Source organism: Cupriavidus sp. 05L411 (genome assembly GCF_056398045.1).
Window position 1 is genome coordinate 1 of record NZ_JBFTOQ010000073.1, and the last position, 22292, is coordinate 22292.

Sequence of the window (22292 nt, forward strand, 5' to 3'; positions counted from 1 at the left end):
ATCCCCAAGTCCAATGGGAAGGAACGCCCTCTGGGTATTCCGACCATGTTGGACCGAGCCATGCAGGCCCTGTATCTGCTGGCGCTGGAACCGGTGTCCGAAGGGACGAGTGATCCGAACTCCTATGGGTTCCGGATCAATCGCTCTACTGCGGATGCCATGTCCCAGCTATTTGTTTCGTTGTCCCAGAAGGCTTCGGCTCAATGGGTACTAGAGGCGGATATCAAGGGGTGCTTTGACCATATCAGTCACGACTGGCTGGAACGCAACGTCCCGATGGACCGCGCAATTTTGCGAAAGTGGCTGAAGGCTGGCGTTGTATTTCAGGGCCAGTTTCAGGCGACCGAGGCCGGAACACCACAGGGGGGCATCATTTCCCCGACTCTGGCAAACGTGGCATTGAACGGGTTGGAACGGCAACTGGTGGAGTCCTTGCGGACAAAACTCGGAGTCGCCAACGTACGGAAGCATAAGGTGAACGTCGTGCGGTACGCAGACGACTTCGTGATCACCGGCAGTACGCCGGATGTTTTGGAGCACGAAGTGAAGCCGTGGGTAGAGGAGTTCCTAGCAGTACGGGGGCTGACGCTATCGACGGAGAAAACGCGGATTGTCCACATTGCCAACGGCTTCGACTTCCTTGGGTGGAATTTCCGGAAGTACTCCGGAACGCTGCTCATCAAGCCAAGCAAAAAGAACGTGCAGACGTTCTATCGCAAGGTGAAGGAAGTCATCAGTGCTAACAAAGCGGTAAAGCAGGCGGATCTAATCGCTCTGCTGAATCCGATGCTAAGGGGCTGGGCGCAGTATCACAGTCCAGTGGTTGCGAAGGCGACGTTCACACGTATAGAGCACGATATTTTTGGGGCTCTGTGGCGGTGGGCGAAACGGCGACACAACGGTAAGGACTCTGGCTGGGTGCGGAAGAAGTACTACGCGGCGGTCGGGGAACGAAACTGGGTGTTTGGGACCACAGTAACAAAGGCGGATGGTAGTAGCTACTGGAAGGGGTTGTATTCGCTATCGAGTACAGCTATCCAGCGGCACACAAAAATCAAGGGGAGCTACAACCCCTTTGATCCTGAGCAGGAGCGGTATGGCGAGAAGTTGCGGCAGGAGCGCATGCAGTCAAGCATGTCGCACCGAAAGCAGTGGATTAAGCTGTATTTGTCCCAGCAAGGACTGTGTGCGGTGTGTCAGTGCAAGATAACCAAAGAGACCGGGTGGGAAGATCACCACTTGGAGCCGCGCATTCTTGGCGGCTCCGATGCTCTTGGGAATCGCGTGCTGTTGCACCCGAACTGCCACATCCAAGTTCACCACCACGGTCAAACTGTTGTGAAACCGGTGTTTAACTAACATTTTGCAGAGATTTGAGCCGTATGCGGGGAAACTCGCACGTACGGTTCCTCGGGGGGGATAGGTCAGTAATGACTTGTCCCTACCCTCCTACACCCCGGCCTGCGCGCATTCGTGCGCGGGCTTTTTTGTTTCATTCCTCTATGACACAACAACGCGTCCGCACCCGCTTCGCGCCGAGCCCGACCGGCTTCATTCACCTCGGCAATATCCGCTCCGCGCTCTACCCCTGGGCCTTTGCGCGCCGCATGAAGGGCGATTTCGTCCTGCGCATCGAGGACACGGACGTCGAGCGTTCTTCGCAGGAATCGGTGGACGTGATCCTGGAAGGCATGGCCTGGCTCGATCTCGATATCGACGAAGGCCCGTTCTACCAGATGGAGCGCATGGACCGCTATCGCGAGGTGGTCAAGCAGATGCTGGACAGCGAGCTGGCCTATCCCTGCTACATGAGCACCGAAGAGCTGGACGCGCTGCGCGACGCGCAGCGCGAGCGCGGCGAGAAGCCGCGTTACAACGGGTTCTGGCGTCCCGAACCGGGCAAGGTCCTGCCGGCGCCGCCGGCCGGCGTGCAGCCGGTGATCCGCTTCAAGAACCCGATTGGCGGCAGTGTGGTCTGGGACGATGCGGTCAAGGGCCGGATCGAAATCTCCAACGACGAGCTGGACGACCTGGTGATCGCGCGCCCGGACGGCACGCCGACCTATAACTTCTGCGTGGTGATCGACGATCTCGACATGCGCATCACCCACGTGATCCGCGGCGACGACCACGTCAACAACACCCCGCGCCAGATCAACATTATCCGTGCGCTGGGCGGCGTTGCCCCCGTGTACGCGCATTTGCCGACCGTGCTCAACGAGCAGGGCGAGAAGATGAGCAAGCGCCATGGCGCCATGCCCGTGACCGGCTACCGCGACGAAGGCTATCTGCCCGAGGCCGTCCTCAACTATCTGGCCCGCCTGGGCTGGGCACATGGCGACGCCGAGATCTTCTCGCGCGAGCAGTTCGTGGAATGGTTCGACCTGGAGCACCTGGGCAAGTCGCCGGCGCAGTACAACCCGGAAAAGCTGGCCTGGCTGAACAACCACTACATCAAGGTAGGCGACAATGCGCGTCTGGCCGGGTTGACCCAGCCGTTCATTGAGGCGCTGGGTGGCAAGGTGGAGGGCGCAAGCCTGGAGGGTGTCATCGGGCTGGTGAAGGACCGTGCCAATACCCTGAAGGACGTGGCTCAGGCCGCGCTGCTGTTCTACCGCGGCGAGCCGCAGCCGGATCCGGTGCTCAAGGCAGAACACCTCAACGCCGACATCCTGCCGGCACTGCAGGCCCTGGCCACGCGGCTGGCGGCACTCACCGAGTGGAAGCGCGAGGAGATCAGCGCGGCCTTCAAAGCGGTGCTGGCCGAGTTCGGGCTGAAGATGCCCAAGCTGGCCATGCCGGTCCGCCTGCTGGTGGCGGGGCAGTTGCAGACGCCTGCCATCGATGCCGTGCTGGAGTTGTTTGGGCGCGATACGGTGCTGCGCCGCATCCAGGCCGGGTTCGCCTGAAATAATTTGCAGAAATTCCTGACAGGGGCTTGCGCTCCTGCCAGGAATTCAGCATAATCTTGTTCTCCCTGCAGCGCGGACAAAAACCAAGCGGGCATAACGGATGGAAGCGATAAGAAGTAATCCCGCAGTAATGTGGATCGCAGAAAAAAGTTAAAAAAAGGGGTTGCAAAAAAGCAAGGTTGTTTATATAATTTTGTCTTCGCTGAAACGAAGAAACAAACGCGAAACGCTGCGAAAGCAGCGGCAGTAAAAGGAAGTGGGCGGTAACGTAGTACCATGGGGCTATAGCTCAGCTGGGAGAGCGCTTGCATGGCATGCAAGAGGTCAGCGGTTCGATCCCGCTTAGCTCCACCAAAATGCCGGAAGTTTCGAGTGTAGTAAATCGAGACTCAGAGGGTGCTGTGAAGGTCTGGTTGTTAAGATATTCACGGTGCCAGACGGAATAAGTCGAAAGACAAGTTTCTGTCCCCATCGTCTAGAGGCCTAGGACATCACCCTTTCACGGTGAGTACAGGGGTTCGAATCCCCTTGGGGACGCCAAATAACGAACGTAACCAAACGTTCGGTTTGTCGTCGAGAGCATCGCTGTCGATGATAAGTAAGAGTATGGAGTGGTAGTTCAGTTGGTTAGAATACCGGCCTGTCACGCCGGGGGTCGCGGGTTCGAGTCCCGTCCACTCCGCCAAAACTAAACCCGCATGGTTATGCCATGCGGGTTTTTTCTTTTGCTGTCCGGCATTCACTCGATCAGTTTCCGATAATCTCTGCTATTTGATTCGGCCCGCGCACGGTGGTGGTGCGGCGACATTATGTCGGGCCTCGCCTGCTCGCCAGGCAGGCATTATCGCGTTGTGGCTGGCCGCGGTCTGCGCTTGTTCGGCTATATGCCCTTGCCGCGGCGGAGATAATCCATCCGCTGCGCGTTCCAGGCTTGCTCAGCTTGTACGGCGCTGGCTGACTGTGACGAAGTAGCGCACCAGCAGCGAGCCGGCAATGGCCAGGCTGATGCTGTTAGCCAGCCAGAACCCCGCGGCTCCCCGCGTGAAGGCGGGCAGGGCATCGATCAGGCCAAAGCCCAGCACATAGCCGCCCCCCAGGCCGACTCCCCAGAGAGACACCGCGTAGATCAAGGTCGGCACCAGTGCGATCTTGTAGGCGCGCAGGATGAATGCCGTCATGACCTGGACCGCGTCGAATGCCTGGTAGAAGGCGATGAACAACATGAGCGGAAGGGCGGCGCGTACCACTGCCGGATCCTTGGCGTAGGCATGCAGCAGCGGTTCTCGCAGGATCCACAGCAGGCCGCCGACCATGATCGCCAGCATAGCCGCCAGGCAGATGCCGCGGCGGGCAATGCGGCGTGCGCTGTCCTGGTCGCGCGCGCCGATGGACTGTGCTACCAGGGTGGAGGTGGCAATCGCCAGCGACAGCGGCAACATATAGGCCACCGCCCCGAGGTTGGCAATGATCTGGTGGCCAGCCAGCACCACGGTGCCCATGCGCGTGATGAAGATCGACATCAACGTGAACGAGGTGATCTCGATCAGGTAGGTCAGCCCCATCGGCACGCCCAGGCGCAGCAGTGCGCGGATCGGCCGCGCTTGCGGCCACGCCCAGCTGGAAAAGATCTGCAAAGGGCGGTAGGCCGCGTTGCGCCGCAGGATCAGGATGCCGGAGATGCACCAGATCCAGCTGATCAGCGCCGAGGCCAGCGCGCAGCCCGGCCCGCCCATCGGGGCCAGGCCGAAGCCACCGTCGATGAACCAGGCATTGAGCGGAATCTTTACCACCAGCCCGACGAGCTGCAGTACGGTCACCATGACCGGGCGCGACAAGGCGTTGTTAAGCGCGGAGTAGATGCGAAAGCCCAGTGCGGCCGGCAAGCCAAACGCCTGGATATGCAGGTACTGCGTTGCCTTCTCGACCAGCTCCGGCGGTGCCTGGGCAAACTCCAGCAGCGGGCCGGGGAACAACAGCAGCAACATGCCGGGGATGGCTAGCGCCAGTCCCAGCCAGGCGGCCTGTCTGACTTCATTGCCAATTTCCGCTGCGCGCCCGGCGCCATGGAGCTGACCGGCGATCGGGGAAAGCGCCTGCAGCACGCCCATCAAGCTGATGTAGACCGTGATGTAGATGGRCCCGCCCAGCCCCACGGCGGCCAGGTCGATGGCAGAGGCTCGCCCGGCCATGATGGTGTCGATCACGCCAAAGGCGATCACCGCAAGCTGGCCGACCAGGACCGGCGCGGCCAGCACGGAAATGCGGCGGATATCGTGGAACATGTTCATGCGGGCAGGCGTGGCGCCGCCACGTCAGGGGTGGCTTGGCAGCCGGCGTCCGGGCAGGCTGGGCCGGGGTGGTGCGACCCGGGACATATCGACCAGGCGATACATGCGGAAGCGCTCGTCGCGATCGGAGGGGCGCCGGCCTTCCCAGATCAGGCGCCATTCGAAGTGCGAGATGCTGGTGGGCTCGCCGTAGTCGACGGGGTCGTGGCGCAGCAGGACGTCGCAGCCGTCATCCGGGCCGCCAAAGCGGATATGGCCGAAATAGGCAAACGAGGCCAGCTGCGCGTCGCCCATGCGAATCGGCTGCACGCAGTTATATGCCGTGGGCAGCGCCATCGAGGCGGCCTGGGCCACGTCGCGATAGGTCTTGCCGTAGTTGATCGATGGCATCCACAGCGTCATGGCCAGCACCCACATCAGCGTGGTGCCGGCGGCCGAGATCACCACCGGGCGCCAGATCTGCTTAGGCGCGCGCGACAGGCGCCAGCGCACGATCAGGATCCAGGCTGCCGTCACCAGCAGCGCATAGACGATTGCGCTGACTGTGAAGTCTTGCTGGAAGCCCGGCAGCAGGCGATAGATATTGGCGGCGACGCGCGGAGGCTGGCCCGTCGTCCTGGCGATCCACATGAACCAGACGAAGCCGCCGAAGATGGTGAAGAACAGCAAGGCGAACCAGTCGATCGCGTTGATGGCGGCGCGCGTGAGCGTCGGCAACCCGAACGCGGCAAGCACGGCCATCGGCGGCAGCAGCAGGATGAACTGTACGTCGCCCGGCGCGCGCAGCAGAAACAGCAGCAGCAGCGGCGGCAGCAGCATCGCCAGGGGCAGCGCCACATGCGGCGCACGGCGCATGCCCGACCAGCTCAGCCAGGCCCAGCAGGCAATTGGCCACACCGGCCAGGTAAACAGCAGCAGGTTGCGTGCGATGAAGTTGAGCGCAGCGGCGTTCGGCGCGCCATAGGTGCGGCGATCGTAGCGCGACCATTCGCGGATAAAAGTCACGGCATCGTTGTGGTCGGTCGCACCGAAGTAGGCGGCGGCTATCCAGGCTGCCACCAGCGCCAGTGCCAGCGGCACGCTTGCCAGCAGCACGCGCGGCAGGGGCAGGGGCTTGCAGGCCAGGCCGCAGATGATGACCGACGCCAGCAAGACCAGCGGAATGACTGGCCCGCTGGACAGGGTCAGCGCGCCCAGCCCGACGCCCAGCCAGATGCCACCTTGGATTGGCTTGTCCAGGCTGCGCACCATGCCATACAGGCTCATGGCGACAAAGCAAACCTGCCCAACCTGTGGCGTGGTTTCGTGGCCGCGCATGGCCAGGCCCACGCAGGCCAGGAAGATCAGCAAGGCGCCGTCGGCCAGCGTGCGGCCGTAGTCGCGCGCGTTGGGCTGGCCGCCGAAGACATAGGCGAAAGGCTGGACCTCGGCGCGCCGGCCGAGCAGGTAGGTCGCGTACCAGATCAGTGAACAGGTGCCGAAGTAAAAAAGTGCCGTGGCGATGCGCGACGCGTCCGGCGCGCCAAGCCAGCCGCCAAACAGGCGGATCATCAGGGCGCCAACCCAGAACACCAGCGGGCCGTCTTCGCCGTAAGGGCGGCCCACGATATTGGGCATCAGCCAGTCCTGGGTGCCGCCGGTGGCCAGTTGCCACATCACGCCGAAGCCGGCCGCATCCTCGTTTTTCCACGGATCGCGGCCGAACAGGCCAGCCAGGCCGTAAATGATGCAGATGGCCAGCAACAGTGCGCGCGGAAGCGTGCCGGTGGCGGCTGCGGTCAGGTGGACACGGGAAGTCTTGGCTGCGCTCATTGATTGGTGGGTCTAGGGGGCCGCCGGGGCGGGGCGCTCCCGGTTAGCTGCGTCCGGCGAGCGCCGGTTGGCGCCGATCGCGCGGAGGCTGCAAAAGCAAAGAGGCAGCCGATGCTGCCTCTTTGCTTGGGTGCGCGGCGCCGGAGCATTTTGTCCGAGGCCATGCAGCGAGCGGGCTCGCGGCGAATTACTTCGCGGTGAGCTTGTTCAGCTTGCTGCCGAACTTCTGACGGAACTTCTCGACGCGGCCGGCCGTGTCCATGATCTTCTGGGTGCCGGTGTAGAACGGGTGCGATTCCGACGACACTTCGATCTTGGCCAGCGGGTATTCCTTGCCGTCGCGGGTGATCGTGTCGCGCGTCTGGATGGTCGAGCGGGTCACAAAGCTGAAGTCGTTCGACACGTCGAGGAATACGACTTCGCGATAATTCGGGTGAATGCCTTCTTTCATGGTGTTTCCTTTCAGGTTGGGTAGCCAGTCCGTTGTTTGCCGTGCTGCTGCTGCCATTGCCAAAAGCGCTAAAAAAAGCGCCAGAAGCTGGATGCGCTGATTGCACTGGCAGCGTTGCGGCGAACGAACCACTTGCCGATAACGGACAATCCGGGATTATCGCAGAAAAACAAAAAGCTGGGCAAGTTTTGAGTGCGCGATGCGCACGGCGGCCGAGGGTGCCGAAAGGTTGATCTTCGATCACATCGAGGCCGGATCCTGACGATAGAACGCCGCGAGCGAATCATAGAGGACCGGCCAGTGCCTGCGAAGGCCGGTCGGCTCGACAAAGAAGGTCTCCGAGGCCACGGCGAAGAACTCGCTCGGCGCCTCGCAGCCATATGGGTCGATCACCCGCAGCGCCGGCGGCAGCCGTTCCGGATGGTCCCAGGCATGGTCGGACTRCTGCTCGCAGGCGTCCGCGAAGCGGTCGTACTCGGTGAGAAAGGACTCGGCCCATTGCTCTCGGTCGATGCCCGGATGGAGCACGCGTGAGAAGGGCGGCACGCCGTCCGGCTCGCCGTCGAGCATGTCGAGCTTGTGGGCGAACTCGTGGATGACTACGTTGTAGGTGTCATCGGGGTGGTGGGCATGGCGTGCATTCAGTCCGGCGCCGGGCGTCTGCACATCAGGCCAGGAAAGGATGACCGGTCCGTGTTCCCAGGCTTCACCACTGGCTTCCTCGACCACGCCATGCACCAGCCCGATCTCGTCCTCGACGGTGCGGCGGATGACGAATTCGCCGGGGTAGAGCACGATGCCGCGCCAGCCGCGATACCACTCGATGCCCAGCTTGAGAATGGGCACGCAGGCTTGCAGCGCGACGCTCGTCACCATCTCGTCGGTGAGCGGCAGGTCGTGCGCGGTTGAGTATTCCTTGTCGGCGATGAACAGGGTGGCGAGCTCGCGCAAGGCGACGAGCTCGGCGGCGCCATAGCGCTGCACGAACGGCAGCGTGGCCACCGTGTGCGCCCACAGCGCGTCGGGAATGGCGTAGTGTTCGAGTTTGCGCACGCGCGAGCGCGCACGCAGGAAGTGGCTCAGTCGGCCGAACATGGGACTCCTGCAGGCACAGGGCGGAAATGCAAAAGGGCGCGCCGAGGCGCGCCCTTCCAGTGCATTGCCAGCGCGCGAACCGCAGCGCGCGGCATAGCGAACGATCAGCCGCCTCTGCGCATCATATCGAAAAACTCGGCGTTGTTCTTGGTCGCCTTCATCTTGTCGAGAATGAACTCCATGGCCTGCACTTCATCCATGTCCGAGATGAACTTGCGCAGCACCCAGACCTTTTGCAGGATCTCGGGCTTGATCAGCAGTTCTTCGCGGCGCGTGCCGGACTTGTTCAGGTTGATCGACGGATAGACGCGCTTTTCCGCCAGGCGGCGTTCCAGGTGCACTTCCATGTTGCCGGTGCCCTTGAACTCTTCGTAGATCACGTCGTCCATGCGGCTGCCGGTTTCGATCAGCGCGGTGGCGATGATGGTCAGCGAGCCGCCTTCTTCCAGGTTACGCGCAGCGCCGAAGAAGCGCTTGGGGCGTTGCAGCGCGTTGGCGTCCACACCACCAGTCAGCACCTTGCCCGAGGCCGGCACCACCGTGTTATAGGCACGTGCCAGGCGGGTGATCGAGTCCAGCAGGATCACCACGTCGCGCTTGAGCTCGACCAGGCGCTTGGCCTTTTCGATCACCATTTCAGCGACCTGTACGTGGCGGATGGCGGGTTCGTCGAAGGTCGACGCCACCACTTCACCGCGCACCGAGCGCATCATTTCGGTCACTTCTTCCGGGCGTTCGTCGATCAGCAGCACGAACAGGTCCGCTTCCGGATGGTTGTTCGCAATCGCGTGGGCGATGTGCTGCAGCATCACGGTCTTGCCGGACTTGGGCGAGGACACCAGCAGGGCGCGCTGGCCACGGCCGATCGGCGCGATCATGTCGATGATTCGGCCGGTGATGTTTTCCTCGGCGCGGATTTCGCGCTCCAGCGTCAGCGGCCGGTTCGGGTGCAGCGGCGTCAGGTTCTCGAACATGATGCGGTTCTTGACCGCTTCAGGCGCTTGACCGTTGACCTTGTCCACCTTTACCAGTGCGAAATAGCGCTCGCCGTCCTTGGGGGTCCGTACTTCGCCCTCGATCGTGTCGCCGGTATGCAGGTTGAAGCGGCGGATCTGCGAAGGGCTGATGTAGATGTCGTCCGTGCTTGCCAGGTAGGAGGTCTCGGGCGAGCGCAGGAAGCCGAAGCCGTCCGGCAGGACTTCCAGGGTGCCGTCACCAAAGATGATTTCGCCCAGCTTGGCGCGCTTCTTCAGGATCGCAAACATCAGCTCCTGTTTGCGCATCCGTTGTGCGTTGTCGATCTCGAGGGTCGCGGCCATTTCGAGAAGCGCAGACACGTGAAGCGATTTGAGTTCTGTCAGGTGCATAGACGAGGGGTACAGAGGCGCCCGGACGGGCTGGACCTAAAGGAGGGGGAGGAAATGAGCGAACGCTCGGGGAAGTTGTTGATGCCATCTTAGCACAATCCGGACGGTGCGCCAGGGAAGGCGCACGCACGTCGGATTGTGGCTACACCGGGGGCACGCCTGATGGCGCCGCGCCCCGGGTCGGCGTATTACAGATTGCCGTCGAGGAATGCGGTCAGTTGCGACTTGGACAGCGCGCCGACCTTTTGCGCGGCAACCGCGCCATTCTTGAACAGGATCAGCGTGGGGATGCCGCGAATGCCGAACTTGGCCGGCACTTGCTGGTTCTCATCGACGTTGATCTTTGCGATCTGCAGCTTGTCGCCGTAGTCCTTGGCCACTTCGTCCAGGATCGGGGCGATCATCTTGCAAGGACCGCACCATTCTGCCCAGAAGTCGAGCAGGACAGGCTTATCGGACTGGAGCACGTCTGCGTCGAAGGAGGCGTCGCTCACATACTTGATTTGTTCACTCATGGCGGAAAACCTCTGGTTTCGCTCTGTTTAATTTGAAGGCGGGATTTGCCGAACCGCTACATTACACGAGTTTGCGCATGCCTGTAGGCACGCGCCTTACCCGGTGCGGGCTTGTCCCGAGCGACGGGACAGCCGCGATTGGCGGGATGCTGCTCATATGTTACCAGTTGATGGGAATTCAATACCCTGCTCATCAACCTCACGGTGCGCTGCCGTACGCGGCGATGAAACCCGGCCGATGCGGCTGCGTGTAGCGCCATTCTGCCCGCGAAGCCATGCCTGGTGGGATGATTGTATTAATCGGCGCAAGAGCTTTTATCAATCGGAAGCCGCGCCGAAGTTCGCCGAGAGGCGCTCGACGTGTGACTTATGGGTAACGCCACTTCTGCTTCGACACGCGGCGCGAGGGCTTTGCGCAAACGCAATCCAATGCGATGCAAAGGTCGCGCGGCGCCCCCGGGCGCGTAGAATAGAATCATGCGCCCGGCCTCGGCCCGGCGCCTTCCCGCGCAACAGACAAGGCTACAGACCATGACGCCAGACACCCCTTCCAAGCCGGATCCGCAGCAACCCCCCGAAGTGGAACACTTGAGCGACGCGCTGGATCACATCAATGCCGCGGTCGAGCAAGAGAGCATTGCCGGCGGCGCGGCCAAGGGCCTCCTTTACAGCGTCATCGAGACCCTGGGCACGCTGGTGGGCGACCCCGACCTGCCAGAGCACGCACGCTCCGGCTATCAGGGCCTGCTGGAGACCGCGCGCGAAATCCGCTCGCGCCTTGAGGCCGGCAGCCACTGAGGGCTCTCCGGGCCCTCCGGTTATTCCCGCGTTTTTCGCGCATCCCGTGCGCGATGCCCGGTTGCGCGCTGACCGCCGCGCGCTTAGTCGCCATGGCATCTGACCCGGCTGTTACTCTCGCTTCATGACCTCGCTGCAATTTCGTCCCGGCCCCGACTTCCTGCCGCAGGCCGCCGCCGCGGCCTGGTATTTCCTCGACCATTGCGGGGAGCAGCAAGCCGCCGCGCATGTGGTGGTGCCCACCGCTGCGCAGATCCCCGGCGTGCGCCAGGCGCTGGATGCCGCCGCGCGCGCGGCTGGCAAGCCGCGGCTGCTGCCGCGGGTCGTCACCATTGGCCACTGGCTGCTCGACTTGCCACCCGACCCGATCCCGGTGCGCAGCCATGCGGCGCGGCTACTGGCCGTGCAGCAGGCCATCCGTGCGCAGGACTGGCTGCGGCGCGCATTTGGCGCGCAGACCGAGGCCGCGGCGTGGGGGCTGGCGCAGACGCTGCTCGCCATCAGCGACGAACTGAGCGCACGCTGGCTCGACGATGACGCCATCCGCGATGAAGATGTCGATGGGGACGATCGCGCGGCCCTGCTGCAGGGCGCGCTGGAGAGGACCTACGCGCACCTGTCTTCCCGCTTCCTCGGTGAGGAAGCCCGCATCGTGATGGCCTTCTGGCAGGCCTTGTCCGGCCCGGACGATCCGCTGCCCGCGCGCCGGCGCGCGCTGCACCGGCTGGCCCAGCACCTGGACGGCCCGGTCATCTGGCTCGGGCCAACGCCGCCCCAGCCGATCGAGGAAGCGTTCCTGCGGCAGGCCGCCGAGCTCGTGCCGGTGATCCGCATCGGCTACGACTGGACCGCGCAGTCCGCGCAGGCGCCGAGCAGTGCGCTCGATGCCGATTTGGGCGATGAGGACGGGGAGCTCGACTGGTACGACACCTTGCTGGCACTGTGGCCCGAGGCGCGCCTGTCTGGCGTGAACGAAGCCGCCGTGCGCCGTGCGCCACGTAGCCTGCCGGCCGAGCGCCCGCGCGTGCGCGTGATCGGCAGCGCGCGCTTCGAGGACGAGGCCGGCGCTGCCGCCGAGCAACTGGTGCAGTGGCTCAACGAAGGCCGTCGCCACGTGGCGCTGGTGGCGCACGATCGCGTAGTAGCGCGGCGCGCGCGCGCGTTGCTGGCGCGGGCCAGCGCGCCGGTGCGCGACGAAACCGGCTGGAAGCTTTCGACTACGCGAGCCGCGGCTGCGCTGATGCGATGGTTCGACCTGCTCAACCAGGACGGCGATACCTCGGCCCTGCTCGACCTGCTAAAGAGCCCGTTTTGCCTGCCAGGCTTCGCATTGCGCGGCGAGGCCATTGCCGCACTGGAGCGGCAGATCCGGCGCGACGGCATCAGCGGTGGCTGGCGCCGCTTGCAGCAGCGCTTCCGTCCTGATACGGCCGACCAGGCCAGCGGCGATAGCAATGCCGGCGACGCCGCGCAAGACGACGCGCGCCGCGCCGCCCGGCAGGCCGCTTGCGAGCTGGTGCAGCACCTTGCGGCCGAAGCCGGCGCCTGGCCGCGCGGCAACGTGCAGCACCCGGTTTCGACCTGGCTGGAACGCCTTGATGCCACGCTGGATGTGCTCGGCATGCGCGAGGCATTGTCTGCCGACGATGCGGGCACGCAATTACTCGATGCGCTGGCGCGTCTTGCCGACCTGCCGCAGGACGATACGGGTGCGGGCGCCACGCTCAATCTCGGCGAATTCCGCTCCATGCTGTCAGCCTTGCTTGAGTCGGTTGCCTACAAGGAGCCCTCGGCCAGCGGCGCCGCGCGCATCACCATCCTGCCGCTTAACGGCGCGCGCATGCGCCGCTTCGATGGGGTCGTGGTGGTGGGGTGCGACGACACGCAGCTTCCCTCCAGCGCGGCCGAGCTGATGTTCTTCTCCAACCAGATGCGGCGCGAGCTCGCGCTGGAAGACCGCGAGGTGCGTTTCGCCCAGCAGGCGCGCGACCTGGCCGAGGTCCTGCTGAACAACGACGACGTGGTGCTCACCTGGCAGCGCCTTGGCGCGCGTGGCGAGCCCAAGCATGTGTCGGGCTGGATCGAGCGGCTCAGCGCGCTGTGCTCGCGCGCGGGCGCGCCGATCGAGGCGAGCGCGCTGCCGGTGCTGCACGAGACCTTCGCCGAGGTGGGCGGCATGCCCGCGCCCGCGGCATCGGAGCTGGTGCCTGCGCGCTGGAGCGCGCAGGCGTACAACATGCTGCGCCGCTGTCCGTACCAGTTTTTTGCCGGCCGCATGCTCGGGCTGGCGGGGTTGGAAGTCGTCAGCGACGACCTGGAAAAACGCGACATCGGCGAGCTGCTGCACCGCGTGCTGCTGCGTTACCACCGCGAAGCGTCGCAGGACGGCTTGCGCCGTGAAGATGCTCGCCTGGCGCGCCTGCGCGAGATTTCCGATCACGAGTTCGGCGCGCTGATGAAGGACGACGGCAACGCCATCGGCTACTACCGCCGCTGGTGCGAAGTGCTGCCGTCCTACGTGGCATGGCAGGCTGAGCGCGAGGCACAGGGCTGGTTCTGGGACGATGGCGAGCTCGATGCCACTGTCGATCTGCCCATGCCCGACGGCCAGCCGCTGCGCGTCAATGGCCGCATCGACCGGCTCGATCGCGCGCGCGACGGCAGCCGCGCGGTGCTCGATTACAAGACCCAGACCGTGCTGCGCTTGAAGCGCAAGGTCGGGGACGTGGAAGAGGATTGCCAGTTGCCGTTTTATGGATTGCTGCGCGCCGATGTTGCCGCTGGCAGCTGGGTGGCGCTCGAAGGCGCGAAGGACGGGCCGCCGGCGCCACAGCGCGAAGTGAGCCTGCCTGACTTCGACGCCGCAGTGGCGTGGCTCGAACAACAACTGCGCAGCGACGTGATGCGCCTGCGCCAGGACGCGCCGCTGCCGGCCTTCGGGGACGCCAGCGCATGCACCTACTGCACCGCCCGCGGCCTGTGCCGCAAGGGCTTCTGGGAAAGCACGGCGTTGCCGCCGGGGATCGGAGGCCGCGCATGAGCACCCACGCCTATCTGCGCGATGGCCAGCCGGTGGCCGAGGCCGAGTTCACGCGCGCGGCCTGCGACCCCGCCAGCTCCGTGGTGGTCGAGGCCTGCGCGGGCAGCGGCAAGACCTGGCTGCTGGTGGCGCGCCTGCTGCGCCTGCTGCTGGCCGGCGCGGCGCCGCACGAGATCCTCGCCATCACCTTCACGCGCAAGGCCGCGGAGGAAATGCGCGAGCGCTTGCTGGAAGTGCTCGCGCAGCTCGCGCGCGACAATGACGACGCGGTGATCGCCGCGCTCACGCAGCGCGGGCTGTCGCCCGATGCCGCACGCGCCGCGCTGCCGCGTGCGCGCGGCCTGCATGCACAGGTGCTGGCCGCGCCCGGGCGCATGGCCATCGATACCTTCCATGGCTGGTTTGGCACGCTGCTGCGCGGCGCGCCGCTGGCGTCGGGCATCGTGCCGGGCGCCACGCTGCGCGAAGACGCACTGCGCATGAAGCGCGAGGCCTGGGCGCCGTTCTGGCAGGCCCTGGCCACGCCGCCGTATGCCAACCTGCGCGTCGCCTTCGAACGGCTGGTGGATGCCATCGGCGAGTTCCAGGCGCGCGCCTTGCTCGACGCCATGTTCCACGCGCGCAGCGAGTGGTTTGCGTTCCGCGAAAACGTCGATCCCGCCGAGGCGCTTGCCGCGGACCTGGGCGAGGATGCCCAGGTCGACGTGCTGCTGGACGTGCTGGCCGATGACGGCTGGCTTGACGCTTGCCAGGGCATGGCGTCGCAACTGGGCCGGGGCGGCAAGACCGAGCAGGCTCACGCTACGCGCCTGGCCGATGCGATCCTGGCGATCCGCGCGTGGCGCGAGGCAGGCGCCGAAGGGGGCGAGCCCGCCGAGCGCACCTTCGCGATATTGCGCGACGCGTTTTTTACCGCCGCCGGCAAGCCGCGATCGCTACGCGCCACCACGGCGCTGACCAAAGCGCTCGGTGGCGAGGCGATGGTCGATGCGTTCCTCGCCGAGCACGGCGACATGTGTGCCGCGCTGGAGCAAGTCGCGCAACGCCGCTGCGAGGCCGCGGTGCTGGCGGTCAACCTGGCGCTGTATGAACTGGGCGACGCGCTGCTGACGCGCTACCAGCACCACAAGTCCGAGCAGCGCGCGATGGACTTCGCCGACCTCGAATGGCTGGCCGCGCGGCTGATGCGCGACGATGAGACCGCGACCTACCTGCAAGTCCGGCTCGATGCGCGCTACCGCCACCTGTTGCTCGACGAGTTCCAGGATACCAACCCGTTGCAATGGCGCATCCTGCAGGGCTGGCTGGCCGGCTACGCAGGCCTGGGTGAGCGGCCCACGGTATTCCTGGTGGGCGACCCCAAGCAATCGATCTATCGCTTCCGCCGCGCCGATGCGCGCCTGTTCCAGACCGCCGGCGAGATGCTGCAGTCGGGTTTCGGCGCCACCGTGCTGCGGACCAACCGCACCCGCCGTAACCGCCCGGAAGTGCTCGATTGGGTCAACGCGGTGTTCGACACCGCGCGCGCCGACGGGCGCTATCCGCTGTTCGAGACGCAGACGACCGCGCTGGACGAGCCCGGCGGCCCGGTGTGGCTGTTGCCACTGGTCGAGCCCGAGGCAGAGCCGGCACCGCAGGACGACGCGGCTAGCGATGACGATGAAGCCGAGCGGGACCCCGCCATCCACCGCGATACGCTGACGCAGCCGCGCCAGCACGAAGGCGATTCGCTGCGGCTCGAAGAGGGCCGGCGCGTGGCGGCCTGGCTAAAGCATGTCCGCGCCACGGTGCCGGTTGCCGACAGCAATGGCCCGCGGCCCGCGCGCTGGAGCGATGTGCACTTGCTGGTGCGCCGCAAGACGCATCTGGCGGAGTACGAGCGCGCTTTCCGCGAGGCCGGCATTCCCTGCCTGAGCCCGCGCCGCGGCGGTTTGCTGGCTACGCTGGAAGCGCTCGACCTGTCCGCGCTGCTGGCGTTCCTGATGACGCCGGAGTCTGACCTGGACCTGGCCCATGTGCTTAAGAGCCCGCTGGTGGGCGCGACCGACGAGGACCTGATCGCCATCGCGCAGATGGCCCAGGCGCGCGAGCCGCGGCCAGGCTGGTGGGCCTGCCTGCGGGAGCAGGGGCTGCCCGAGTTCGGCAGCCCGGCGCTGCGCGATGGCGTCGCGCGCCTGCGCCACTGGCTGGAGGTGGCGCCGCATCGCCCGGTGCATGACCTGATTGACCACATCTACTATGGCGGAGAAGTGCGCCGGCGCTACGCCGAGGCCGCGCCGGCCGAGATCCGCGACCAGGTACTAGCCAACCTCGATGCCTTCCTCAAGCTCTCGCTTGACCTCGATGGCGGGCGCTACCCGAGCCTGCCCAAGTTCATCGACGAGTTGCAGGAAATCCGGCGCGGCGAAGAAGGCGAAAGCCCGGATGAAGGCGGCATGGCCGATAGCGCCGAAGACGCGGAAGGCGAGGCCGATGCCGACGACGCCACCGACAATGCGCAGGACGCGGTCCACATCCTCACCGTGCACGCCGCCAAGGGGCTGGAGGCCCCGTTCGTCGTGCTGCTCGACGCGAACCATAGCGACGCCGCCGCGGATCGGAGCGGCATCCTGATCGACTGGCCGCCGTCCTCGGCCGTGCCGGTGCATTTTTCCGCCTATGGCAAGCGCAGCACGCGCGGGCTCGCTCGCGCGCCGTTGTTCGAGGCTGAGGCCGCCTTGGCCGAACGCGAGAACTGGAACCTGCTCTATGTGGCGATGACGCGCGCGCGCCAGGGCTTGCTGGTGAGCGGCGTCAAGGGGCGCGCATCGCGCAGCGCCGACAGCGCCGAGGGCAACCGCGAGATCGCCGGTAGCTGGTATGCGCGGCTGCTTGCGGCCGGCGTCGGCGTGGAAGTCGAGCCCTTTCCTGCGGCCACCGCGCAGGACGTGGCGGACGCCGCCGCCGGCAGTGATGCACGCGTGCGCTTTACCGATTTTCGCCAGCGTTACCGTGAAGCGGCCGAGATCCTGGCGCCGGTGCTGGCGTGGGAGGACGAGGAAGTGGGGCAGGGCGCCGCCACGGGCGAGGACGGCGACCACACGATTGTGTTCGATGCCGACGCGGCGCGCCATGGCGAACTGTTGCACGCGCTGCTGGAACGCGTGACGCGCTACCCGGAGGCGTTCGAGGGCTTGCCCACGCCCGAGGTGGTGATGCGCTGGTTCCCGCTGGCAGGAGCCGGTACGGCGCAGGCGCGCACGCTGTGGCGGGACCAGGCGCATGCCGCGGTCGAAGGCGCGCGATTGATGCTGGAGGCGCCGGCATTGCGGCCGTTGCTGTTCCCGCAGGGCGCGCTCAGCGCCCGCAATGAGGTCGAGCTTTACGATGCGCGCGGCCGCCTGCTGCGGATCGACCGCCTGGTGGAGTTTGCCGATCGGGTGGTGATCATCGATTACAAGCTGCGCCTGCTGCCGCAGGAGCACGCGGCCTACGCGCAGCAGCTCGCGGGCTATGTGGCAGCGGTCAGGCCCATGTTCCCAGGGCGGCGGGTCGAGGCCGGCGTGGCCACGGCCGACGGGGAGTGGATTGCGGCGGATGCGCTGCAAACGTCGCGCCAAGGCACGCTGTTCTAAGCGAGTCCTGGCTCATGGAAAACGGGAGGGCATTGCGTGGATGCGAATTCAGCGAGGCCCTGCCGGCATTGTGCTATCGGCGGCCTGATGCGCAGACTTGAAGAAAGCGCGATGATGCGAGGGGATGTTACTGCTGGACAGCTGCGGCTGGATAGCTGCGCAATACAGCTAGGGGGATGTTAGGGGGACGAGCCTGACCCTCGGCACTGGCGGAAAACGGCTGTGGCTGCTTCGTTCCCGACCTGACCAGGTTGACCGCGCCACCATGCGAGGAGGCCCGTCCGGTCGGCATTGTAACCCAGAGCGGGCGGGTCCGGCAGTTTTCCGCGAAATTGATTGCGTAAATTGATTGAGTCGCTTGATTGAGCCATGCAACCCAGACACCTGCGAGATCCACGATGAATGCCAAAGACCAGATGCTCCGCGCCACGCTGCCGCCGCAGGACATCTCCACGGAAGTCCTGCTGGAGAAGTACGCCAAGGGTGAGGAGGCGACCGCCGCCGACGTGCGCCAGCGGGTGGCGCGCGCGCTGGCCGAGGCAGAGCCCGAGGCGCAGCGCGCGCAATGGGCTGAGCGCTTCCTGTGGGCACAGGAGCAGGGCTTCGTGCCGGCGGGGCGGATCAACTCGGCGGCCGGCACGCGCATCGAGGCCACGCTGATCAACTGCTTCGTGCAGCCGGTGGGCGACTCGGTGTCCGAGGCGCGTGGCGGCAAGCCGAGCATCTACGCCGCGGTGGCGCAGGCGGCGGAGACCATGCGGCGCGGCGGCGGCGTGGGCTACGACTTCTCCGCGATCCGCCCAGCCGGCGCGCTGGTGAGGGGCACGCACTCGCGCGCTTCGGGGCCCGTCTCGTTCATGAAGGTGTTCGATGCCTCCTGCGCCACGGTGGAATCTGCCGGTTCGCGCCGTGGCGCGCAGATGGGCGTGCTGCGCTGCGACCACCCGGATATCGAGACCTTCATCCACGCCAAGGACCGCGGCGACCTGACCAACTTCAATATCTCGATCGGCGTCAGTGATGACTTCATGCGCGCAGTCGAGGCCGATGGCGAGGTCGAGCTGGTGCACGAGGCCGAGCCCGCGGCGGAAACCATCGCCGCGGGCGCGTATCGGCGCGACGACGGCCAGTGGGCCTATCGCCGCGTGCCGGCTCGCCAGTTGTGGGATCAGGTGATGCAGGCTACCTACGACCATGCGGAGCCCGGCATCTTGTTTCTGTCGCACATCAACGACGACAACAATCTTTATTACTGCGAGCGCATCGAGGCCACCAATCCCTGCGCGGAGCAGCCGCTGCCGTCCTATGGCTGCTGCGACCTCGGCTCGATCGACCTGACCCGTTTCGTGCGCCAGCCCTTCGGCACGGACAGCCGCTTTGATTTCGAAGCCTTCGCCGAGGTGGTGCGGCTGGCGGTGCGCATGCTCGACAACGTGCTCGACGTTACCTACTGGCCGTTGCCGGAGCAGCAGGCCGAGGCGCATGCCAAGCGGCGCATTGGCCTGGGCTTCCTCGGGCTGGGCAGCGCGCTGGTGATGCTGGGCATCCGCTATGACGCCGAGGCGGGGCGCGCGCTGGCTGCGCGCATCGCGCAGACCCTGCGCGACACAGCCTACCTGGCCTCGGCCGGGCTGGCGCGGGAGAAGGGCGCCTTCCCCCTCTTCAAGGCCGAGGCCTACCTGGCCAGCGGCTTCGCGCGGCGCCTGCCGGCGGCGGTGCGCGACGCCATCGGCCGCGACGGCATCCGCAACTCGCACCTGCTGTCGATCGCGCCGACCGGCACCATCACGCTGGCGTTCGCCGACAACGCGTCGAACGGCATCGAGCCCGCTTTCTCGTGGACCTACAACCGCAAGAAGCGCATGGCGGACGATAGCTACAAGGTGTTCGAGGTGGCGGACCATGCCTGGCGCCTTTATCGCCACCTCGGCGGCGATATGGCGCAGTTGCCTGACAGTTTTGTCACGGCGCTGCAGATGTCGGCGCTCGATCATATGAAGATGCTCGAGGCGGTCCAGCCCTATATCGACACCAGCATCAGCAAGACGGTGAACGTGCCGGAGGACTATCCATACGAGGCCTTCCGCAGCCTTTACCTGGAAGCCTGGCGCGCGGGACTGAAGGGGCTTGCCACCTACCGCCCCAATAGCGTGCTGGGCGCGGTGCTGTCGGTGACGCCGCCGCCGGCCGGCGCCCCGGCAACACCCGCCACGGCCGCTGTGACGGACGACCCGCTGCGCAAGCCATTCGCGAGCCGGCCCGTGGGCGACCTCGAAGGGGTGACGTCCAAGGTCGAGTACATGACCTATGAGGGGCACAAGACGGTCTACCTGACGGTCAATTTCATGCGTGTGGCCGGCCAGCTCGACGGCAAGCCGGTGGCCGTGGAGCGTCCGGTGGAGTTTTTCATGCCGGCCGGGCAACGCAACGACGGCCAGCAGTGGATCACGTCCACCATGCGGCTGCTGTCGATGGTGGCGCGCTCCGGGGGCTCGATCGCCAAGGCACTAGCCGACATGCGCAGTGTTGTATGGGATAAGGGCACGGTGCGCTATGGCACGCTGGTGCGCCAGGACGGCACCGAGGTGCCGCGCTTCCACGATTCCGAGGTGGCGGCGATCGGGTATGCCCTGCAGCGCATCCTGATCAAGCGGGGGTTCCTCGATGCCGAGGGCATCCAAGTGCCGGTGGCGGCGCTTGCGGCCCGCCTGGCCGGGCTGGAAGGGCCAGGCGGGCGTGCCGTTGACAGTGGTGGCGCGGCCCCGGCAGCGGGTGGCGCGGGCATGCCGGCCGCCGGGATGGGGCTGCGCTCGGGCAAGCCATGCCCGGAGTGCGGCGCCCATGCCCTGCACAAGGTCGATGGCTGCGCCAAGTGCGCCAACTGTGGGTATGTCGGGGAATGTGGCTAGGGGCCTGGGGCGCAGGGCAACGCACCTGGCCACCCTGTGAAGCGGGCGTGAATCCCGCCTGAAGGACGGCCGCCTTTTGCTACAATCGCCGCCATGAGTTATCAAGTGCTAGCGCGCAAATGGCGCCCCCGGGATTTCACCACGCTGGTCGGCCAGGAGCACGTGGTCCGCGCGCTCACGCACGCGCTGGAACAACAGCGGCTGCACCATGCCTACCTGTTTACCGGCACGCGGGGCGTCGGCAAGACCACCTTGTCCCGGATTCTCGCCAAGGCGCTGAACTGCATCGGGCCGGACGGCACGGGCGATATCACCGCGCAGCCTTGCGGGGTGTGCAAGGCCTGCACCGAGATCGATAGCGGGCGTTTCGTCGACTATATCGAGATGGACGCGGCCTCCAACCGCGGTGTCGACGAAATGGCGTCGCTGCTGGACAAGGCGGTGTACGCGCCCACGGCGGGGCGCTTCAAGGTCTACATGATCGACGAAGTGCACATGCTGACCAACCACGCCTTCAACGCCATGCTGAAGACGCTGGAAGAGCCGCCCGCGCACGTCAAGTTCATCCTGGCCACCACCGATCCGCAGAAGATCCCGGTCACGGTGCTGTCGCGCTGCCTGCAGTTCAACCTCAAGCAGATGCCGCCGGGCCATATCGTCAGCCACCTCGACCACGTGCTGGGCGAGGAGGGCATCGTGCGCGAGCCCAATGCGCTGCGGCTGCTGGCCCAGGCCGCCCACGGCTCGATGCGCGACGCGCTGTCGCTGACCGACCAGGCCATTGCCTACAGCGCCGGCCAGGTGTCCGAGGCCGCCGTGCGCGGCATGCTGGGCGCGATCGATCAGAGCTACCTGGTGCAGTTGCTGGATGCGCTGGCCGCCGAAGACGGCCCCGCCATGCTGGCGGTGGCGGACGGCATGGCGGATCGCAGCCTGTCGTTTGCCGGCGCCTTGCAGGACCTGGCCTCGCTGCTGCACAAGATCGCGCTGGCCCAGGCGGTGCCCGCCTCGGTCCAGGAAGAGTGGCCGGAAGCCGCCGAAGTGCGCCGCTTTGCCGCCGCCTTCGATGCGCAGGAAGTGCAGCTGTTCTACCAGATCGCCAACCTTGGCCGCAGTGAGCTGGCGCTGGCGCCCGACGAGTACGCGGGCTTCACCATGACGCTGCTGCGCATGCTGGCGTTCCGCCCGTCGGCCAGCCCCACACCTGCGGTGGCGCAGGGTGGCGGCCAACAGGCGCCGCGCGCACGCGGTGGCGCTGCGCCGGTGGCCCGGGTTGCGGCAGATGCGGCAGCAGCCAGCGCCGCCGTGGCGCCGGTTGCTCCGAGCTTGCGTGCGGCCGTGCCGATGCCGGCCGCCGATCCCGCGCCAGTCCAGGCACAACAACCAGTACCGGCCCCGACGCCGGCAGCACCCGCAAGGACGCTGAGCCCGGCTCCGGCAGCCGTCGCGCCGGCAGCCGCTCCCGCCGCCGGGGCGCCGATGTCGCCGGCC

General features: G+C 65.9%; 13 protein-coding genes, 3 tRNA genes and 1 other RNA gene. 10 read left to right on the top strand and 7 right to left on the bottom strand.

Features of this window, described 5'->3' with window-relative positions; all coding sequences use genetic code 11:
• From ltrA to AC1DQR_RS38075, 5 genes are all read left to right on the top strand, one after another.
• Positions 1–1359: group II intron reverse transcriptase/maturase (gene ltrA / locus AC1DQR_RS38055; protein WP_477134933.1), on the top strand; the 1359-nt coding region annotated here is incomplete at its 5' end.
• Between the two features lie 143 nt (positions 1360–1502).
• The gene (gltX, locus tag AC1DQR_RS38060; RefSeq protein WP_416049090.1) at positions 1503–2909 is read left to right on the top strand and encodes a glutamate--tRNA ligase; all 1407 of its coding nucleotides are present in this window, start codon (positions 1503–1505) and stop codon (positions 2907–2909) included.
• A 281-nt stretch (positions 2910–3190) separates the two neighbouring features.
• Positions 3191–3266 (top strand) — tRNA-Ala (locus AC1DQR_RS38065).
• Positions 3267–3376: 110 nt separating this feature from the next.
• Positions 3377–3452: transfer RNA gene (locus tag AC1DQR_RS38070), tRNA-Glu, on the top strand.
• 68 nt (positions 3453–3520) lie between these two features.
• Positions 3521–3597, top strand: a tRNA-Asp gene (locus AC1DQR_RS38075).
• A 250-nt stretch (positions 3598–3847) separates the two neighbouring features.
• Here AC1DQR_RS38075 and AC1DQR_RS38080 read toward each other — a convergent pair.
• The 6 genes from AC1DQR_RS38080 to trxA all read right to left on the bottom strand — a co-directional run bounded on the left by AC1DQR_RS38080 (position 3848) and on the right by trxA (position 10440).
• Entirely contained in the window at positions 3848–5200 is a 1353-nt protein-coding gene (locus tag AC1DQR_RS38080; RefSeq protein WP_477134934.1) for an MATE family efflux transporter, read from the bottom strand.
• Between the two features lie 24 nt (positions 5201–5224).
• The gene (locus AC1DQR_RS38085; protein ID WP_416049088.1) at positions 5225–7012 is read right to left on the bottom strand and encodes an ArnT family glycosyltransferase; all 1788 of its coding nucleotides are present in this window, start codon (positions 7010–7012) and stop codon (positions 5225–5227) included.
• A gap of 187 nt (positions 7013–7199) precedes the next feature.
• Positions 7200–7463 (bottom strand): type B 50S ribosomal protein L31, encoded by a 264-nt coding sequence (locus AC1DQR_RS38090; protein WP_006157720.1) that lies wholly within the window; start codon positions 7461–7463, stop codon positions 7200–7202.
• 240 nt (positions 7464–7703) lie between these two features.
• Positions 7704–8558, bottom strand: a complete 855-nt coding sequence (locus AC1DQR_RS38095; protein WP_477134935.1) for a M90 family metallopeptidase — start codon at positions 8556–8558, stop codon at positions 7704–7706.
• Between the two features lie 104 nt (positions 8559–8662).
• Positions 8663–9925: a transcription termination factor Rho gene (rho, locus tag AC1DQR_RS38100; RefSeq protein WP_043347534.1), complete on the bottom strand. Its 1263-nt coding sequence runs from the start codon at positions 9923–9925 to the stop codon at positions 8663–8665.
• 188 nt (positions 9926–10113) lie between these two features.
• Complete coding sequence (gene trxA, locus AC1DQR_RS38105) at positions 10114–10440, bottom strand: thioredoxin TrxA (RefSeq protein WP_010814265.1); 327 nt, start codon at positions 10438–10440, stop codon at positions 10114–10116.
• Between the two features lie 531 nt (positions 10441–10971).
• Here trxA and AC1DQR_RS38110 point away from each other — a divergent pair.
• The 3 genes from AC1DQR_RS38110 to AC1DQR_RS38120 all read left to right on the top strand — a co-directional run bounded on the left by AC1DQR_RS38110 (position 10972) and on the right by AC1DQR_RS38120 (position 17892).
• Positions 10972–11238 (top strand): hypothetical protein, encoded by a 267-nt coding sequence (locus AC1DQR_RS38110; RefSeq protein ID WP_150983336.1) that lies wholly within the window; start codon positions 10972–10974, stop codon positions 11236–11238.
• 124 nt (positions 11239–11362) lie between these two features.
• Positions 11363–14278: a PD-(D/E)XK nuclease family protein gene (locus AC1DQR_RS38115; protein ID WP_477134936.1), complete on the top strand. Its 2916-nt coding sequence runs from the start codon at positions 11363–11365 to the stop codon at positions 14276–14278.
• Positions 14275–17892: a UvrD-helicase domain-containing protein gene (locus AC1DQR_RS38120; protein ID WP_477134937.1), complete on the top strand. Its 3618-nt coding sequence runs from the start codon at positions 14275–14277 to the stop codon at positions 17890–17892. Before AC1DQR_RS38115 ends, AC1DQR_RS38120 begins: the two co-directional genes overlap by 4 nt.
• Before the next feature lie 183 nt (positions 17893–18075).
• On the opposite strand, the gene ffs is transcribed toward AC1DQR_RS38120, so the two are convergent.
• An RNA gene (gene ffs, locus AC1DQR_RS38125) (signal recognition particle sRNA small type) lies at positions 18076–18174 on the bottom strand.
• 116 nt (positions 18175–18290) lie between these two features.
• Between ffs and AC1DQR_RS38130 the strand changes: the two genes are divergently transcribed.
• Both AC1DQR_RS38130 and AC1DQR_RS38135 read left to right on the top strand, forming a co-directional pair.
• Positions 18291–20801, top strand: a complete 2511-nt coding sequence (locus AC1DQR_RS38130) for an adenosylcobalamin-dependent ribonucleoside-diphosphate reductase (protein ID WP_477134938.1) — start codon at positions 18291–18293, stop codon at positions 20799–20801.
• 93 nt (positions 20802–20894) lie between these two features.
• Positions 20895–22292 (top strand): DNA polymerase III subunit gamma/tau (locus AC1DQR_RS38135; RefSeq protein WP_477134939.1); only part of this gene is annotated, 1398 nt, incomplete at its 3' end.

Bases quoted from the DNA above. Each gene is read 5' to 3' on its own strand.
- trxA (WP_010814265.1), bottom strand. From the start codon at position 10,440: ATGAGTGAACAAATCAAGTATGTGAGCGACGCCTCCTTCGACGCAGAC.
- AC1DQR_RS38115 (WP_477134936.1), top strand. From the start codon at position 11,363: ATGACCTCGCTGCAATTTCGTCCCGGCCCCGACTTCCTGCCGCAGGCC.
- AC1DQR_RS38085 (WP_416049088.1), bottom strand. From the start codon at position 7,012: ATGAGCGCAGCCAAGACTTCCCGTGTCCACCTGACCGCAGCCGCCACC.
- gltX (WP_416049090.1), top strand. From the start codon at position 1,503: ATGACACAACAACGCGTCCGCACCCGCTTCGCGCCGAGCCCGACCGGC.
- AC1DQR_RS38110 (WP_150983336.1), top strand. From the start codon at position 10,972: ATGACGCCAGACACCCCTTCCAAGCCGGATCCGCAGCAACCCCCCGAA.
- AC1DQR_RS38130 (WP_477134938.1), top strand. From the start codon at position 18,291: ATGAATGCCAAAGACCAGATGCTCCGCGCCACGCTGCCGCCGCAGGAC.
- AC1DQR_RS38120 (WP_477134937.1), top strand. From the start codon at position 14,275: ATGAGCACCCACGCCTATCTGCGCGATGGCCAGCCGGTGGCCGAGGCC.
- rho (WP_043347534.1), bottom strand. From the start codon at position 9,925: ATGCACCTGACAGAACTCAAATCGCTTCACGTGTCTGCGCTTCTCGAA.
- AC1DQR_RS38090 (WP_006157720.1), bottom strand. From the start codon at position 7,463: ATGAAAGAAGGCATTCACCCGAATTATCGCGAAGTCGTATTCCTCGAC.